Source organism: Ruegeria halocynthiae (genome assembly GCF_900106805.1).
Lineage (GTDB): Bacteria > Pseudomonadota > Alphaproteobacteria > Rhodobacterales > Rhodobacteraceae > Ruegeria > Ruegeria halocynthiae.
In genome coordinates this window covers 73,092-88,936 of record NZ_FNNP01000011.1, presented here as the reverse complement: position 1 = coordinate 88,936, position 15,845 = coordinate 73,092, and the positions used below count along the sequence as shown (strand labels likewise).

At 54.5% G+C, this 15,845-nt stretch carries 14 protein-coding genes and 4 pseudogenes; 5 read left to right on the top strand and 13 right to left on the bottom strand.

The features are described 5' to 3' along the window. Nucleotides 1-41 precede the first annotated feature (41 nt). The 4 genes and pseudogenes from BLU89_RS18730 (at nt 42) to BLU89_RS18715 (ending at nt 2,796) form a co-directional block, all read left to right on the top strand. Nucleotides 42-1,088: a zinc ABC transporter substrate-binding protein gene (locus BLU89_RS18730; RefSeq protein WP_074738867.1), complete on the top strand. Its 1,047-nt coding sequence runs from the start codon at nt 42-44 to the stop codon at nt 1,086-1,088. Between the two features lie 123 nt (nt 1,089-1,211). Beyond that, nucleotides 1,212-1,364, top strand: a pseudogene (locus BLU89_RS21995) (IS6 family transposase); the annotation flags it as partial. Between the two features lie 123 nt (nt 1,365-1,487). Then, nucleotides 1,488-1,792: pseudogene (locus BLU89_RS21790) on the top strand (hypothetical protein); the annotation flags it as partial. Nucleotides 1,793-1,889: 97 nt separating this feature from the next. After that, nucleotides 1,890-2,796: pseudogene (locus BLU89_RS18715) on the top strand (IS6 family transposase). Here BLU89_RS18715 and BLU89_RS18710 read toward each other — a convergent pair. The 9 genes from BLU89_RS18710 to speB (BLU89_RS18670) all read right to left on the bottom strand — a co-directional run bounded on the left by BLU89_RS18710 (nt 2,748) and on the right by speB (BLU89_RS18670) (nt 11,508). Then, the gene (locus BLU89_RS18710; protein WP_074738863.1) at nt 2,748-3,662 is read right to left on the bottom strand and encodes a polysaccharide deacetylase family protein; all 915 of its coding nucleotides are present in this window, start codon (nt 3,660-3,662) and stop codon (nt 2,748-2,750) included. The pseudogene BLU89_RS18715 and the gene BLU89_RS18710 overlap by 49 nt on opposite strands. A gap of 13 nt (nt 3,663-3,675) precedes the next feature. Further along, nucleotides 3,676-4,407 carry an SDR family NAD(P)-dependent oxidoreductase gene (locus BLU89_RS18705; protein WP_074738861.1) on the bottom strand — a complete coding sequence of 244 codons (732 nt, stop codon included), beginning with the start codon at nt 4,405-4,407 and terminating at the stop codon, nt 3,676-3,678. Further along, nucleotides 4,404-5,177 carry an SDR family NAD(P)-dependent oxidoreductase gene (locus BLU89_RS18700; protein WP_074738859.1) on the bottom strand — a complete coding sequence of 258 codons (774 nt, stop codon included), beginning with the start codon at nt 5,175-5,177 and terminating at the stop codon, nt 4,404-4,406. Before BLU89_RS18700 ends, BLU89_RS18705 begins: the two co-directional genes overlap by 4 nt. Before the next feature lies 1 nt (nt 5,178). Beyond that, a complete protein-coding gene (locus BLU89_RS18695) occupies nt 5,179-5,979 on the bottom strand; it encodes an ABC transporter ATP-binding protein (RefSeq protein ID WP_074738857.1) in 801 nt (266 codons plus the stop codon). 3 nt (nt 5,980-5,982) lie between these two features. Then, complete coding sequence (locus BLU89_RS18690; protein ID WP_074738855.1) at nt 5,983-6,771, bottom strand: ABC transporter permease; 789 nt, start codon at nt 6,769-6,771, stop codon at nt 5,983-5,985. A gap of 77 nt (nt 6,772-6,848) precedes the next feature. Then, nucleotides 6,849-7,877 carry an ABC transporter substrate-binding protein gene (locus BLU89_RS18685; protein ID WP_074738853.1) on the bottom strand — a complete coding sequence of 343 codons (1,029 nt, stop codon included), beginning with the start codon at nt 7,875-7,877 and terminating at the stop codon, nt 6,849-6,851. A 250-nt stretch (nt 7,878-8,127) separates the two neighbouring features. Beyond that, on the bottom strand, nt 8,128-9,477 hold the full coding sequence (locus BLU89_RS18680; protein ID WP_218129435.1) for an aspartate aminotransferase family protein: 1,350 nt from the start codon (nt 9,475-9,477) through the stop codon (nt 8,128-8,130). Then, a complete protein-coding gene (locus tag BLU89_RS18675) occupies nt 9,477-10,550 on the bottom strand; it encodes a phosphotransferase (RefSeq protein WP_074738850.1) in 1,074 nt (357 codons plus the stop codon). The genes BLU89_RS18680 and BLU89_RS18675 overlap by 1 nt, the downstream gene beginning before the upstream one ends. 7 nt (nt 10,551-10,557) lie before the next feature. Continuing rightward, on the bottom strand, nt 10,558-11,508 hold the full coding sequence (speB, locus tag BLU89_RS18670) for an agmatinase (RefSeq protein WP_245709793.1): 951 nt from the start codon (nt 11,506-11,508) through the stop codon (nt 10,558-10,560). 106 nt (nt 11,509-11,614) lie between these two features. On the opposite strand from speB (BLU89_RS18670), the gene BLU89_RS18665 reads away from it, so the two are divergent. Beyond that, a complete protein-coding gene (locus BLU89_RS18665) occupies nt 11,615-12,520 on the top strand; it encodes a LysR family transcriptional regulator (RefSeq protein WP_074738848.1) in 906 nt (301 codons plus the stop codon). Between the two features lies 1 nt (nt 12,521). Here the strand turns inward: BLU89_RS18665 and speB (BLU89_RS18660) are convergent. The 4 genes and pseudogenes from speB (BLU89_RS18660) to BLU89_RS18645 form a co-directional block, all read right to left on the bottom strand. After that, nucleotides 12,522-13,486 (bottom strand): annotated as a pseudogene (gene speB, locus BLU89_RS18660) (agmatinase). Nucleotides 13,487-13,499: 13 nt separating this feature from the next. Next, nucleotides 13,500-13,901 (bottom strand): RidA family protein, encoded by a 402-nt coding sequence (locus tag BLU89_RS18655; protein ID WP_074738846.1) that lies wholly within the window; start codon nt 13,899-13,901, stop codon nt 13,500-13,502. Beyond that, the gene (locus BLU89_RS18650) at nt 13,898-14,893 is read right to left on the bottom strand and encodes a pyridoxal-phosphate dependent enzyme (RefSeq protein ID WP_074738844.1); all 996 of its coding nucleotides are present in this window, start codon (nt 14,891-14,893) and stop codon (nt 13,898-13,900) included. Before BLU89_RS18650 ends, BLU89_RS18655 begins: the two co-directional genes overlap by 4 nt. Then, nucleotides 14,890-15,825 (bottom strand): dihydrodipicolinate synthase family protein, encoded by a 936-nt coding sequence (locus tag BLU89_RS18645; protein ID WP_074738842.1) that lies wholly within the window; start codon nt 15,823-15,825, stop codon nt 14,890-14,892. Before BLU89_RS18645 ends, BLU89_RS18650 begins: the two co-directional genes overlap by 4 nt. Nucleotides 15,826-15,845: the final 20 nt, after the last annotated feature.

Here is a 15,845-nt window from a genome sequence, read left to right as displayed (position 1 = left end):
GTATGCGGCTCGTAACGTTATAAAATCACACAGAGGGTCCAATGTCCAGAAAGCTTCTGCCACTATCGATCGCTGCAGCAATAATGAGCGGAACTGCCATGGCAGATGCTCCCAAAGTGGCGGTAGATATCGCCCCGGTCCATTCACTGGTAACCCGTGTTATGGAAGGTGTTGGGATCCCGGATTTGATCATTTCGCCGGGTGCCTCGCCACACGAATACAACCTGCGCCCATCGGAAGCATCGGCACTGCAAGAGGCAAATCTTGTGTTCTGGATTGGCGGCGATCTGACACCATGGCTGGAAGGCGCTGTCGAGACGCTCAGTGGTGGAGCAACCGTTACGGCTTTGCTGGAATCGGATGGAACGGTTCTGCTTGATATCCGTGAAAACGCACTGTTCGAAGCGCATTACCATGGGGATCACGATGATCATGGGCATGTTGACCACAACCATTCTGAGGGCGATGGGCATGATCACGACGATCATGGGCACGAGGATCATGCAAAGGATAACAATCATGACGATCACGCGGAGCATGACGAACATGGTCACGATGATGACGAGCACGCACATGGCGAGCGTGATCCACACGCGTGGCTTTCCCCAGCAAACGCTGAAGTTTGGTTGAATTCAATCGCGGCGCAGTTGTCTGCGGCCGACCCGGAAAATGCAGGTACCTATTTTGCAAATGCGGCAGCTGCACGCGAGGAAATGGCCACTCTGTCAGCGGAGGTAACCGAAACGCTAAAGCCAGTCCGCGGCCGTAGTTTCATCGTGTTCCACGATGCTTATCAGTATTTCGAAGATGCCTTTGATTTCCCGGCTTCCGGCGCGGTTTCGCTCAGCGATGCATCCGACCCGAGCCCGGCGCGCATTGCGGAAATCCAAGCGCGCATCCGTGAAGAGGGCATCGATTGCGTCATGAGCGAGCCGCAATTCAACCCAGGCATTATTGCAACCGTGCTGGATGGGACTGATGCCAATACTGGCGTGATTGACCCCTTGGGCTCTGACTTGGAACCCGGAGCGGCGCTTTATCCTCAGATCATCCGCAACATGGCCAATACACTGGCCAAATGCCTTTGATTCAACAACCGATCCAATGGTGTCTAAGTGTCCGGGATTGTGTCGCAAACATTGGAACCCTATTAACGGGGCAGCCCGCTCTGGCATTTGTTTCGCGCAAATAATTCTCGGACAGGTTTCAGCTTGATCTCATTGAAAGGCTGCCACTTCCCCAATGATGCGATTTTGTACGCCGTGTACTTCTACCTTCGATACATGGTGTCTTATCGTGAATGAGCGTGAATCATGGCCGAACGCGGTGTGCAGGTCGACCACGCCACTTTGAATAGGCGGGTAGGATCGGCGAAAGCAGACATTCGCTGTAGGTGTATTGTTTGAAGGCCGAGTACTGTAAGCAGACTCACAATGAGCCTCCCCAACTGAATTGGTCCCCCATGTTTAGGAAACGGAGGACCAAGAATGGCAAACAAGAGACCGAAGCCTGAAGGGATGTTTTTGAAGTTACGGCAGATTGAAGTACTGATGGGACAAGGCATGTCCAGTCTTGATGCAATCAGTTAGATTGGCGTTGTTGAGCAAACCTACTACCGATGGCGTAAAAAATGAGCCGTTGAAGGCGCCATTGGTTCGAGCCCAACGGCGAATGCGGAATGAGGGTAGGTCAGTTGAAAGAACTGAAGCGGCTCCAGAAAGAGAACGAACGACTGCGGCGTGCGGTTTCTGATCTGACTTTGGACAAACTGACCCAGTCGGAGGCCACAAAGGACGAAAGCCGCACTATGAGTGCCGCATGCATGTCAGCACCCGACTACGCAAACTAGCAACCAAAGATTTTTCTTACCCAAAGGGGGATGTCCATACATGTCGCAAAGTTCCGGGGTTCTCTGTTTGAATAGAAACCCTTGTGATATCGACGATCCAAGTTTCAACTTGGGTGCTACTGTAATGGCTTCATTCAACGGTGCGCACTTTCCAAAGGATGTTATCTTACACGCGGTTTTCTTCTATCTCCGCTACGGTGTTTCAGACCGGGATCTGGAAGAAGTCATGTTGGAACGCGGCGTTGACTTGGATCGCGCGATGTTGAACTGCTGGGTCGGTCGATACTCTGTTCTCGTGGCAGAATCTGCCCAATATAGGAAGCGTTCCACAGACCATTCATGGCGCATAGAAGAGACGTATGTGAATGTAAATCGCGAATGGGTTTACCTTTATCGAGCTATCGACAAATACGGCAAGACGCTCGATTTCATGTTGTCAGAGCGTCGGAACAGCCGCGACAACGAAGTTTTTCGCCCGCGCGCTTGTGGTGAACGGTTTACCGCGCGAGATCGTCATCGACAAAAGCGGCGCCAATACCGCTGGCATCAAAGCCATGAACAAGATGTTGAAAGGCCTTGGTTACCCAATCCCGGTCGAGATGGTCAGGCGGAAATACTTCAACAACTTCATTGAGCAAGATCACCGGTTCATGCAACGTCGGATCAAGCCAATGGTGGAATTCAAGTTCTTCACGGCTGCAGCATCTGCCCTGGCTGGCCTCGAACTGATCAACTTGACCAGCAAGGGTCAATTCACGTCCGAAATCACTCTATTTCAACAGTTTGCCCAACTGGTGGGAAAGTCGGTTCATTACTCCACCTATGCAGTCCCAAAAAAAGTTTGCGACACATCCAAAGTTTTGGCTGTCGGCGTCAAGCTGCCAGCGCAATCGCCTTTTTACGCCTTGCCAATCAACTCTTGCGGCACTTGCATGCCGTTGGAATAAGGAAGACTATCGAGGCGAGGTTCATACTCACCAGAGCCAGAGATCGCGTTGATATGATTGGCAATCTCTTCCAGCGTTGCAAACCAGACATCCCCTGTACCCAACATGTACTTAATCATTTGATCTACCCTTTGCCAGCGAGACAGGCGCCCGCTGACAAAGGGGTGCCAAACAGAAATCCAAAGTCCCCCCGGGGAGTGGCGGAGCGCTTCGAATTCGGCCACGAAAATCTCCATGGCCCGGTCCGGCGATTGTGGTGCAAACATGTAGCCCAGATCCGGGGCGTGAACGTATGGCGGCCAGTCATCCGTTGCCCAGCTAACAGGCAATTCAACCAGATTTCCTCGCCCGGTTTTTAGGATATAGGGAACATCGTCTCCCATCAGCGACGAGTCGTACACAAAACCCTCTTGTGCCAGAAACTCAGGGGTTTTGGCCGACATATGGTAGAGAGGCGAGCGGTTGCCGCGCGGCCGTTTACCAGTGTGTTTTTCGATTATCTCAATCGAGCGACACATCCAGTCGTGTTCCTGAGCTTCGGACAGACTGTTCGGGGCTTCGTGGATATAGCCGTGATAGCCGACCTCATGATCATCCGCGACAATGGCTTCCACCGCTTCGGCATGGTTTTCGATACACCACGCCGGGATGAAAAAGCTCTGCTTCAGGTCATACTTCCGAAAGGTCTCCAGAATACGCGGAACCGCTACTTCGGGCCCATACCGCAGCATCGACGTGGCCGAGAGCTTGTTTTGCGCGTCCTCGCCGTGATGAATATGGATAAGGCTGTCAGCGTCCATATCCAGTGTGATGGCGCAGGCAACCTTGGCACCATTGGGCCAAGGTACGGGTCTTGCGAGTTGCATTCGGAGATACTCCTTAAATCATGACTGCGCCACCATTTGGGCTCAGCGTTTGTCCTGTAAAATATCCGGCATCAGGTCCACACAGGAACCGCACTAGCCCGCCGATCTCGGCCGGTTGGGCGATCCGGCCTAATGGAACGTCAAGTTCCTTTTCGATCCATTCCGGTGACATATTCTCGACTGCCAACATTTGGGTATCCACTGGCCCCGGCGCTACAGTGTTGACTGTAATCGCAGGCGCAAGCTCACGTGCAAGGGATCGAGTCAAACCCACAACCCCGGCCTTGGACGCACAATAGGCCGAGTAATCCGCTCGCCCCAGATAGGCGAGTTCCGAGGCGATCAGAATGATCCGCCCGGAATTGACCTGTGTCATCAGCCGCGCCGCGCCTTGTGCGATAAGGAACGATCCCCGCAGATTGACCGAAATCATTCGGTCAAACTCAGATGGGTCCATGTCGATCAGTCTTGCTTCAAACAAAATGCCCGCCGCGTTTATCGCAAAATCCAGGCCCCCTTCAGTCTCAGATATCGAGCGAAACAGCGCATCTACGCTGTCTGCATCGGACACATCACAGTTTATTCCCCGCGCGTTGGGCACACCTGATAAAGTATCCGAGACATCCTGCATATCGGTCGCCACTATTGTAGCCCCTGCCTCAGCCAAAGCGCGCACGACGGCCGCACCAATCCCCTGTGCAGCGCCAGTAACCAATGCAATCTTTTCAGACAGGCCCTGAGTCATTGCATTAGTTCCCCGCGATCAACGGTAAAGGATTGGCCGGTGATGTTGGCCGCTGCAGGTCCGGACAGAAACACATACATCGCTACCATGTCCGAAGGCTCCATCAAGCCGCCAAGCGCCTGTGCCGATACGATTTCGTCCAGCAAATCGACTTCGGTTCGGTCCTGCCGAGCGGCCATGAAAGCCAGCGATCGCATCGACGCCACCGTCCGGACCCAGCCGGGGCAGACCGCGTTGACCGAGATGCCGCGTGGTGCAAGTTCCTGTGCCAGAGATCGGGTCAGCCCGATTACCGCGTGTTTCGAGGCGCAATAGGCGCTGAACTCGGATACAGCTGTTTTCCCCCACATCGAGGCGCTGTTCACGATCCGGCCACCATCCGGAATCTTGTCAAGTAGGTAACGTGTCACGGAAAACGTGCCGATCACGTTGGTTTCGATGATTTGCCGAAACACCTCATCCACATGATCCGCTGGGTCATCGATTGGGGTGATGTATTCAAAACCCGCATTGTTGATTAGAACATCAACTTGATCGAAAGACGCGCACATCGCCTTGACCTGATCCAGATCAGAAATGTCACATTTGATATGCCCAACAGCCTTGCCATGATCCTTGTACAATCTTTCGGCAACCTCCTGCACGTCATCTTCGAACGCCACAATGGTAACTTCCGCCCCTGCCTCCAGGAACCCCTGCGCTAGACCAAGACCGATCCCCCGGTTGGCGCCGGTGACTACCACATGTTTGCCAGACAATTCTGCACCCATTTTAAGCTTCCTCTAGTGTATGTGCATATTCGGCCCGGATGAGTTCGAGTATCTCTGCGCGCAGTTTGAAGAACCGGTCCATATCCGCCGTGCCGTTGCGGCGGTCCTCGATAGACAAGATGTCATCGACTTTGATTTCTCGCACCACCCGCGCCGGACGAGACGAGAAGATGACGATGCGGTTGGCCAGCAAGATCGCCTCTTCCACGTCATGCGTAACAAAGATGGTGGTCTTCTTCTCGGCCTTGTTGATGTCCATAAGCTGGAATTGCAGATATTCCCGCGTCTGAGCATCCAGTGCGCCAAATGGTTCGTCCATCAGCAACACATCTGGAGACGAGGCAAGTGTTCGTGCGATGGCAACCCGCTGACGCATCCCGCCAGAGATACGATTGGTGTAGAAATCTGCGTAGCGTTTCAACCCAACCATATTCAGATAGTGGTCGGTCACCTCTTCCTTTTCCTGTGCGCTAATGTCTTTGCGATACCGGGTGCCGAACTTGATGTTGTCGCGCACGGTCAGCCACGGGTATGACGAGTAAGACTGGAACACCATGCCACGCCTGCGGTCCGGCCCCGTCAGCAAGTCTCCGTGCAGATGGATTGTGCCCTGGTCCGGTGTTTCCAACCCGCCGACGATCCGCATCAGAGTGGTTTTCCCGCAGCCCGAAGGCCCCAGGAACATGACCATTTCGCCTTCGCCAATTGTCATGGACAAAGGCAGGACAACTTTGGTTTCGATCTTGCCGTCATTAGACCAATAGGTCTTGGCGACATCTTTTATTTGAATGAAGTTGTCCATGAGCTACCTGCGCAGATAAGAGAACAGCCGTGTGTGGGCATAGCGGAAAGCCTGATCGGTCAGCAGGCCGATGATCCCGATCGTGATGATGCCTGCCATCACTTCGGGTGTTTTGACGAACCGGCGGAGGGACCAGATCACATGGCCGATACCGGAATTTGCGGCCACGATTTCCGCCACGATCAGATAGGTCCAACACCACCCCATCGTAATGCGTAGACTGTCGATCATATTGGGCAAAGCCGCTGGAATGATGATGTGCCGCATGATCTGACCGTTGCTGGCCCCAAGGGTTTGGCCGGATTCAACGAACTCGACTGGTACGCGTTTGGTGTCATCCGAAATCATCAATATCAGTTGAAAGAATGTTCCCATCCACAGAACAGCTATCTTTGAGGTTTCGCCGACGCCAAACCAGATGACCAGCAGCGGTACCAGAGCGGGAACCGGCAGATAACGGACAAAATCCACAAAGGGTTCAAGGATCGCACCGGCGAATCTGTATGTACTCATTAACAGCCCCAGCGGGATAGCGATTATCACCGATAACAAAAACGCAAACCACACGCGCGAGACACTAATGACGATATCCGAGGCAAAGTTGCGCTCGACAAAGAGGTTGACGAAGGCCTGCACAACGGCGACGGGCGACGGCAGGAATTCTGGACGGATCACACCGGATCGCACAGTAATCTCCCACATGGTCAAGAACAGGATAAAACCTGTTATTCCCAAAACCAGGTCGGTGCGGCGATTTAAGGGTTTGCGGAAGGCGAACAATGACTTGAACACGCTTAGTTCTTTCTGGTTATGAAATCAGAGGAATGTCTTGCCCCCGCGCCAGCGGCGCCGGCGCTAGAGCAATTGGCTTAGCGCGTTTGTCCATCGAACAGCCCATTTAGAACCGAACCGTCGACAAAGGGTTGATAGTCAAGCGGGGCGTCTTGAAGATCGAGCACCACGTTGATGTCGTTGAATGACTCGAAGACATCTTTCAACTGACCATCCCCTGCGGCGGAGGGCAGATAGTTAACACTTTCCTCGTAGGATGTGTATTTAACGCCAGCGAGCGACTCCATCATTTCGTCTTCAGGTACATCGAAAGCCGGTGCCGATATGGCGACGAACTTACCTGGATCGGTATTATAAAGGTCGATCGCCCGATAAATACCCCTCAGGAATTTACCATATTTCTCGGGGTTTTCCTGCAGGTCCTCAGTGCGGACAATGATCACATCAGTGATCAGCCCCTCATAATCGGCAGAGGACAGCAACAGATGCGCACCTTCCCGAGACGTATTCTTGACGATCGAACTCATCATCGGTTCCCAAGTTGCAACGGCTGACACGTTAGGATCCTCGAACACCGCTGCCGAGTCATCGGTGGCGATTAACTGGATATCCACGTCCTTGATGCTTTTGCCCACCTGCGAAAGAGCATGCTGGATCAGGGTGGTTCCGGGATGATTGACCTCACCGGCCATGGTTTTGCCGATCAGGTCTTCAACCGACTGAACGTCCTTGGATGCAACGACCCCGTCCGCCCCGATTGAGATGTCGATGGTTCCAATTACTGTTCCGGTTGTGTCAGGCTGACGCGGGCGCGACATGCTTTCACCGATGGTGCGCATTGTGCAATCAATCGAGCCGTTTGCCATCGCGGGCAACACGTTTGCCCGGTCGTTGTCAAACGCTGTCGTCACCTCAAGCCCTTCGCTTTCAAAATAACCTTCCTCCTGCGCGACGAACACGGGCGCGAAGCCGAACCAGAATGGGAAGATACAGCTGATGCTGTCCTCGGCCTGAGCCGTACCAGCTGACAAATTCGTCGCCATCACAACAGCGGCCGGTACTATAAGGGCTTTTCTGGCTGTCCGGAAAATTGAGTGGTGTTGCATGTCTTGGTCTCCTTGTTGAGTAAGAGATGGCTCTGACGGCCACTTCGTTCCGGAATGAGACACAAGCTAATAGCGATCAAAAATACAGGAATCGTTTACTTTACATCTAGTTTTTTAGAAGTAATGGGCGCTCTCATTAACTTCGTTCGCAATTTAATTACAGGTTGAGAAATCCTGTACGTTATTTTCACAATATACAAAAAGGGGGCGGACTTGATGCCCGCCCCTTTTGAAATCACTGGCGCTTTGATCAGGAAACAGCCTTTAGAGCCTTCTCAAACCCGGTCAGAAATCTGTCTGCGTGGCCCTTGTCAAATGTCAGATGCGGCCGAATTTTCAGGACGTTAGCATTGAACGATGTGGCCGAAATGAGAATCCGCTGCTCTCGCAATTCGTTGACGAGGGAAAGGGCGCTGCGGCTGTCCGGAGTTTTGGTGGCGCGGTCCTGCACCATTTCGACACCCATATATAAACCGGTTCCACGCACGTCGCCGATACTTTCATGACGCGTCGCAATATCGCGCAGCCCATCCAGCATGATCCGGCCCACATGGTCACAGTTTTCCTGAAGGTTTTCGTCCTGAATGACCTCGAGTGTCGCCTTGGCTGCAGCCATGGCCACAGTGTTCCCGCCAAAGGTGTTGAAGTATCGCGTGTCGTGTCCAAACCGTTCGGCGACTTCGGGACGCACGGCGATCCCGGCAACTGGGTAACCGTTGCCCATCGGTTTGCCCAACGACACAATGTCAGGCACCACGTCGTGGTGTTGATATCCCCACATATGCGTGCCAGTCCGCGCAAATCCACATTGCACCTCGTCCGCCACAAACAGGCCGCCCGCGTCTCGGACCAAATCCAGCGCCGGTTTAAGCACCCCCGGATCTTGGGGAAAAATCCCGTCCGAGGTGAATAGTGAATCGGCCACAAAAGCTGCCAACCCCTGCCCACGCCGGTGCAGATCATGTATCTGCTCTGAAACGCGCGCGGCCAGCCACTCGCCCATATTCTGCGTTTCGACCCGATAGGTGTCGGGCGCAGGCACCAGTCGCACCCATGTTCCCAGCGGTGAATTTTCGCCCATCGACGGCGAGAATCCGGCGGTCAGTTCCGAGTTGCCGTGATACGCCTCGGATGTGACGATGATGCCCTGATTGCCAGTGTGGTGTTTCGCCATGCGTAGGGCCAGGTCGTTGGCTTCAGACCCCGTGCAAGTGAACATGACGTGACCGATTTCGGTTTCAAACGTGTCCAGCAGTGTCTCGGCAAAATCCAAAATACCGTCCTGCATGTACCGGGTGTGGGTACACATGACCTCCATCTGCTTTGCGATGGCTGCGTTCACATGGGGATGGCAGTGACCGACGGACACCACGTTGTTGTAAGCATCGAGATATTCGTTGCCGTCCGAGTCATACAAGAACACGCCATTGGCGCGGCTGAATTCCACCGGATTGGAATAGAACAGGCGATAAGCCGGACCCAGTAGTCGGGCACGGCGTTCGACAAAGGCGCGCGCACGCGGGTCAAGGTTTTCAGTATTGGCCGGGTCGAACCCGTTTACCATCTTTCCACGTTTAGTCGGTTTCTGAGCTGTGGTCACTACGATCGCCCTTTCTGATCGGCAAAAGACATCAATAAGTCCGAGACCTGATCCGGGCTGCGCGCCAGAAACCAATTCAGCTGATGCCACCCCTGATAGGTATTGCGCATGATATAGCGTGTGTTTTCGGGAAACATTTTAGTGCGCCACAAAGTCAGCAATGCGCGCAAAATGACTCGCCCCATCACAAGATGTGGGATCAGGGCAATCTCATCCTCGGTCAGTTCCGTGACCTGCAAATAGCCGCGCAGCACATCCCGTCCGCGATAGAACAAATCATCATATGGCCCCTGCGGCAGTTGGTTGAGCAAGGCTGTCGCCACATCCACCGCAATCGAGGTTTTGACAGAATCGCCAAAGTCGATGATTCCGGTCACAAATTCCGGCCGGTTGTGATCGACCACGATGTTGGATTTGCTGAAATCGTTATGCAGCACCTGTTGCCGGCGTTGGCGCAGACCGGGCTCAATCCCCCGGAACCTCATGAACCCATGTTCAAGCGGTTGGCGTTGCGACGGGTCATCGACATGGGCCAGCAGATGTTCCAGTGTCAGCAAATGCTGTACGTCCCAGGCATATTGCCGCGCGGCACCGGGATGATCGAACCCTTCGGTGGCCAGCCGCAAACGGCCCAGTACCTTGCCGATCTCGACCCGCTGGCGCGGATTGGATTCGGTCGAGTCCAGCGGGATCCCGTCCAGATAGCTGAGAACACGCACCACCCGCTTGTGCCCGCCTTCATCGGTGACAAATCCATAGTCCTGACCTGCGACTGTCGGGATAGTGTCCGGGATCGCAAGTGCGGGGTCGCGCGTTGCCGCGTAGCGCATCATGCAGGTCTGAAAGTCGATCTCTTCCAGTGGTTCGGTCGGGTTGGCGATTTTCAGTACGAACTTGCGACCATCCTCGCAGGACACGCGGAAGGTGTCGTCCTTTTCGGTCTCGAACCGGCGTAGCCTGCCCCGAAAACCATAATGCTCTTGCAAAACGGCATTGGCGTGATCGGGCGAGATGGGGACATATGCGCCGCTCAGCCCGCCCTGATCTGTCACTGTCGAGCTGGTTTCGGTCATTGCACTATCACCGCGTGCTACGCGCTTCGGCCAGCACGCAGAGCAGTTCATACATCACTGTCGCCCCTGCCAGCGCCGTCATCCCGCCCACATCGAAAGGCGGTGACACCTCGACCACATCTGCACCCACATAATTCAGCCCGCGAAACCCGCGGATCAGCGCCATGGCTTCTGCGGTGGTTAGGCCCGCGACCTCGGGCGTACCGGTGCCGGGCGCAAAGGCCGGATCAATGCTGTCGATATCGAAGCTCAGATAAACTGGACCTTCGCCTACAACGGTGCGTGCCTCTTCGACAATGGCGGAAATGCCGCGTTCCTGCACTTCTTCGATGAACATCACCCGCATTCCGGCCTGTTCGGAATAATCCCATCCCTCGGACATGTTCTGCGCGCCGCGAATGCCGATCTGAACTGTTTTCTTGGGGTCGATCAGACCCTCTTCATGGGCGCGGCGAAAAGGGGCACCGTGGTTGAATTTTGATCCCTGAAAGCTGTCCCAGGTGTCCGTGTGCGCATCAATGTGGATCAGCGCCACCGGTTCGTGCGCGACCGCGCGCAAGATCGGAAGAGATACCGAATGATCCCCGCCGCAGGACAGCGGGATAACGTTCCGGGCAACCATTTGTGCGACGAAATCAGTGATGTTTTTGTGAGTTGCCTCGATATCAAAAACCGAGTCGAACGGAACATCTCCCACATCCGCGATGCGACACAGTTCATAAGGGTTGACTCGCGTGGCGTGATTGATGGCACGCATCAGGCTGGACTGGTTGCGCACCTCGCGCGGACCATGGCGCGCGCCGGGGCGATTAGTCAACGCGCCATCATATGGGATACCAAGCAGCCCGATGTCCACATCCGCCAGCGAGGACGCGACAGGGGTGCGCATGAAAGTCGCCAGCCCGCTATAGCGCGGGGCAAACATATCGGGCGAGGACGGCGGAATATATTCTGTCACGAGAGGTACACCTTGTTCTGCATCTGGCACCAGAAATCACGCTTGATTACCGCCGAGCAACCCATGATAAATGATGATTACATCGACAATTATCGTAGGAAGCGGGATGCTGACTTCAATTTCCACACCAGACCTTCATCTGCTGCGCGTGTTTGTCGCCGTGGCCGAGGCCGGAGGGTTTTCGCGCGCTCAGATCGCGCTGAATGTCAGCCAGTCAACGATCAGCACCCAGATGAACGACCTTGAAACGCGGCTTGGCATGCGGCTCTGCCGTCGGGGACGGGCCGGGTTCGCGTTGACCGAAGAAGGGCACGAAATCTATCAGATCGCAACCGAGTTGCTGCAGGATTGTCAAGGTTTTGTCGCTCGCGCCAACAGCCTGCGCGGCGAGATCGCAGGCGAGTTGGAGATCGCCACAGCGGATTCCCTGCTGGGGAATGAGGACTTTCCCCTTGACCGCATCCTTTCGGATCTGCGCGATGCCATGCCGGACGTGAAACTGCACCTGCGAGTCATGGAACCCCTTGAAATCGAGCGCCGGATCCTGGAGCAGAAGCTGCATATGGGAATTCACACTTTCCCCAACCATGCGCCCGGTTTGCGGTACGTATCGCTGTTCAAGGAACAACAGTCGCTTTTTTGCGGCATCGGCCACCCGCTGTTCGAAATCCAGAACCCCGACCGAAATGAGATCGAGACCCATGACTATGCCTCACGCTCTTACTATGGCGGCTCGCTGCGGCCCGGAGGGTTGAAACCCGCGCATGAGCATATTCATAGCGGCAATATGGACGGCATTGCCGCCGCCATCCTGTCGGGGCGTTTTCTGGGGCACTTGCCTGCCCAATGCGCACGGCCCTATCTGGCCGCCGGGCGCATGAAAGAGGTCTGCCCCGAGCAGTTTTCCTATGACGCGAATTTCGAGGCCGCCTTCCCCGTCGGCGTGCGCTTGTCGCGCGCACAACGCATATTAGAAACAACCATCGACAAAAGGTTTCACGCCAAGCTTTGACTCACTTGTGGTGAAGTACCCGCCCGATGGTGTTCATCAGGATTTGTGCCGCCAGAATAGCTGAGGTTCCGGTATGGTCATAATCCGGGGCGACCTCGACCAGGTCGAGCCCCACAACAGTCCCGCGCTTTATCAACCCATCCAGCAGTTCCAGCACCTCATAGTACAGAAACCCCCGTGACTAGGTGTGCCCGTGCCCGGCGCAATAGATGGGTCGAACCCATCGATATCGATCGTCACATAGTTACGCACGCCGGCTGGAATCCGATCCAAAACCGCCTCAGTTCCCAGCCGACGGGTCTGTCGGACGCTCAGGATGTCCGATCCCATTCTGCGCGCGTCATCATAGCCTTCTTTTGCGGTTGAAGACACGTTGCGGATACCGATTTACGTCAGCCCTGAAACATAGGATTTCTCAGCGGCCCGGCGCATTGGGTTGCCGTGACCAAACTTCACGCCGTGGCGCTCATCGACAAAATCCAAATGCGCATCGATCTGCACAATATGAATAGGCCCGCATTAGACACAATCCTCTTCAAATGCGTTCACGCAGGGAATATTGACCGAGTGATCCCCGCCCAGAACAACTGGAATCGCGCCCGCCTTCAGGCCTTTCCGGACTCCGAACTCAATGTTGATGTGGCTAGCGGCGGTATCGGTGTGAACAATGTCCGCATCCCCCAGATCAACGATGCGTGTTGTCTCTGCGGGCAGATAGGTGATGTCGTCCTCATGATCATATGCCCCGCCATGCCCGAAGGAAAACAGCGTCGACGCCTCGCGGATCGCACGCGGACCAAATCGTGCGCCAGGACGGAATTGAGTGCCAAAATCGAATGGTGCGCCCAGTATCGCTACATCCGCATCGATTGTGTCCCAGTTGTTGACATAGGGGTATTTCCCAAATGTCGATATCCCGACGAAGGGCAGGTTCAGTCGCCCGGTTTCATATCCAGGTGCACTCACCCTAAATCTCCTCTTAACTGACTGCAGTGTGCTCTGGCTTAAACGCGATGAATTCCATTTCGACCGCTGCTTCGATGGTCAGGCCCGCACAAATCGTGGCGCGTGCCGGTGCCTTGGTGGAGAAGTACCTAGCATAAACGAGATTGAAGGCGTCGAAATCACTGACATCGGGAAGACAGACGTTGACTTTAATTACGTCGGACAGCGAGGCGTTTGCGGACTCAAGCTGCGATCTTGCGGTAGACATAATTTGATGAGTTTCCGGCTCTACGCCCCCGGGGACGATTACGTCATTGTCACCAAATCCCACCAGGCCGGAAAGATAGATGAAATCGCCTGCTCTTACATAGGTCGAGTAAGGTAGGTTTTCGCTGCTGGGCGATCCATGGCTGATAAGCTGTTGCTGATGCTTCATGATATCATCTCAGGATTTTGAGTGACTTGATGAAATGTAGCTAGATCAATGTTGCGTCCGCTTATGACAACGATGGCCCGTTTGGGCTGGCGTTCTTTAACTTCTGGCGATAGGGCAGCCAGAACAGAGGTAACCGAGCCACCCTCGACGATCATACCTTCATTGTCTGCAAAGCGACGCATTTCCGGAGCAAGGCTGTCTTCAGAAATGAGAACAGCATGATCCATCAGATCACGCACAATCGGAAATGTGCATCGGTTTCGAAGACCGATAGCACCCGTAATACTGCTTGCGAGACTTGGGTGTTCCTCGACATGTACCGGCTTTCCTGCTTGAAGGCTGCGTACCATGCCAGGTTCGATTTCCATCGAAGACCCGATCACCGAAACGTTCGGGGACACCGCTTTGGACGCCAACGCGACCCCGGACAAAAGCCCCCCGCCTGACAGCGGTGCGATGATCATGTCCGCGTCAGGTAGATCAGTGAACGCCTCAAGCGCAATGGTGCCCTGCCCAGCAATCACATGCAAATCATCGTAGGGGTCAGCCCATGTGTACCCTTCCTGCGCAATCAGGTCCTCAGCATGGGTCTGCGCATCGTCCTGCGTGTCCCCATGCACGATCACCTCAGCCCCATAGGATCGCATCGCCACTCGTTTGTTTTCTGGGCAAAGGTCGCAGACCACGATTTTCGCCGTGATCCCAAGGCGCCTTGCAAGGTAAGCTACCGCACGCCCATGGTTGCCGCTGGACACCGCAATGATCCCTCTGGCGCGTTCATCGTCGGTCATCTGCAGAATCCGGTTCGACGCCCCACGGATCTTGAAACTGCCCGCGATTTGTAAATTCTCAAGCTTGAGCCACACCTCGAACCCAGCACGATCAGACAAGTGTTCCGAAAACACCAGAGGGGTCCTGCGGATAACCGGTTCAATTCGCTGGCGCGCGATCATGATGTCACGCAATGAAGGATATTCAGAAGTCTCTATCATTTCGCGTCCCTTTCGCCGAGCCCGAGTGGAAATCGATCTGCAAACGGGGCCACCATCTGGGCAAGTTGTACCCGAAGCGGAACCGGAAGCGGTGATAATGGTGGTCGCAGATCCCTCCACCCATTGTCACCTGATACTGACGCGACCACTTCTTTTACGGCTTCGCTAATCGGAAACTTTAACAGGACTTCCTCCCAAAGTTGGGAAAGTGTCGCGTGAGCGGAGTGAACATTACTCCGTTTCTCATGCCAGTCTACGCGTACTTGAGCCAGCAGGTTTGGCATCAGATTTGCGGTAGCGGTGATTGCGCCATAGCCACCGGCCTCAAGCAAGGGCCAAAGCAGATGATCGTCGCCTGTATACACCTTCAAATCAGGGAATTGCCGGGACAACTCAATCATGTTGTCCAGGTTTCCAGTGCTGTCTTTAATCCCCACAAACACACTCGGGTACCGATCCATCAACTGCTCGATCACCGCTGAATTGATTGGCGCACCGGTCGCATCCGGGAAGTGATAAAGAACTATATCGCGGGCATCAGCTCCAAGGGATTCTACCAGTTCGGTAAAAAAAGCCAGGCTGCCTTCATCGGTGGCTGGCCTAAAGAAGAACGGAGGATGTATCAGAATACCTGCACAACCAGTTGCCAGAGCGTGCCGACTCAGTAGCATCGTGTCCTCAACAGAACAACAACCCGTACCCACGATCAACCGTGCGGAATCTATCCCAGATGCGATAATTTCCTCCAGCACAGAACGTCGCTCTTCGATGCCAAAAGATGCAGCTTCTCCGGTTGTTCCAAATAGAACAACTCCATCGCAGCCATTGTTTAACAGCCAATGGCAGTGCGCAGAAAGTTTCTGCGTATCGGCTGCGCCTACGATATCTACTGGCGTTACAGATGCCGCACAAACTGTTGGCAAGTTGCCCATGCTCGGACCTCCAATATTTT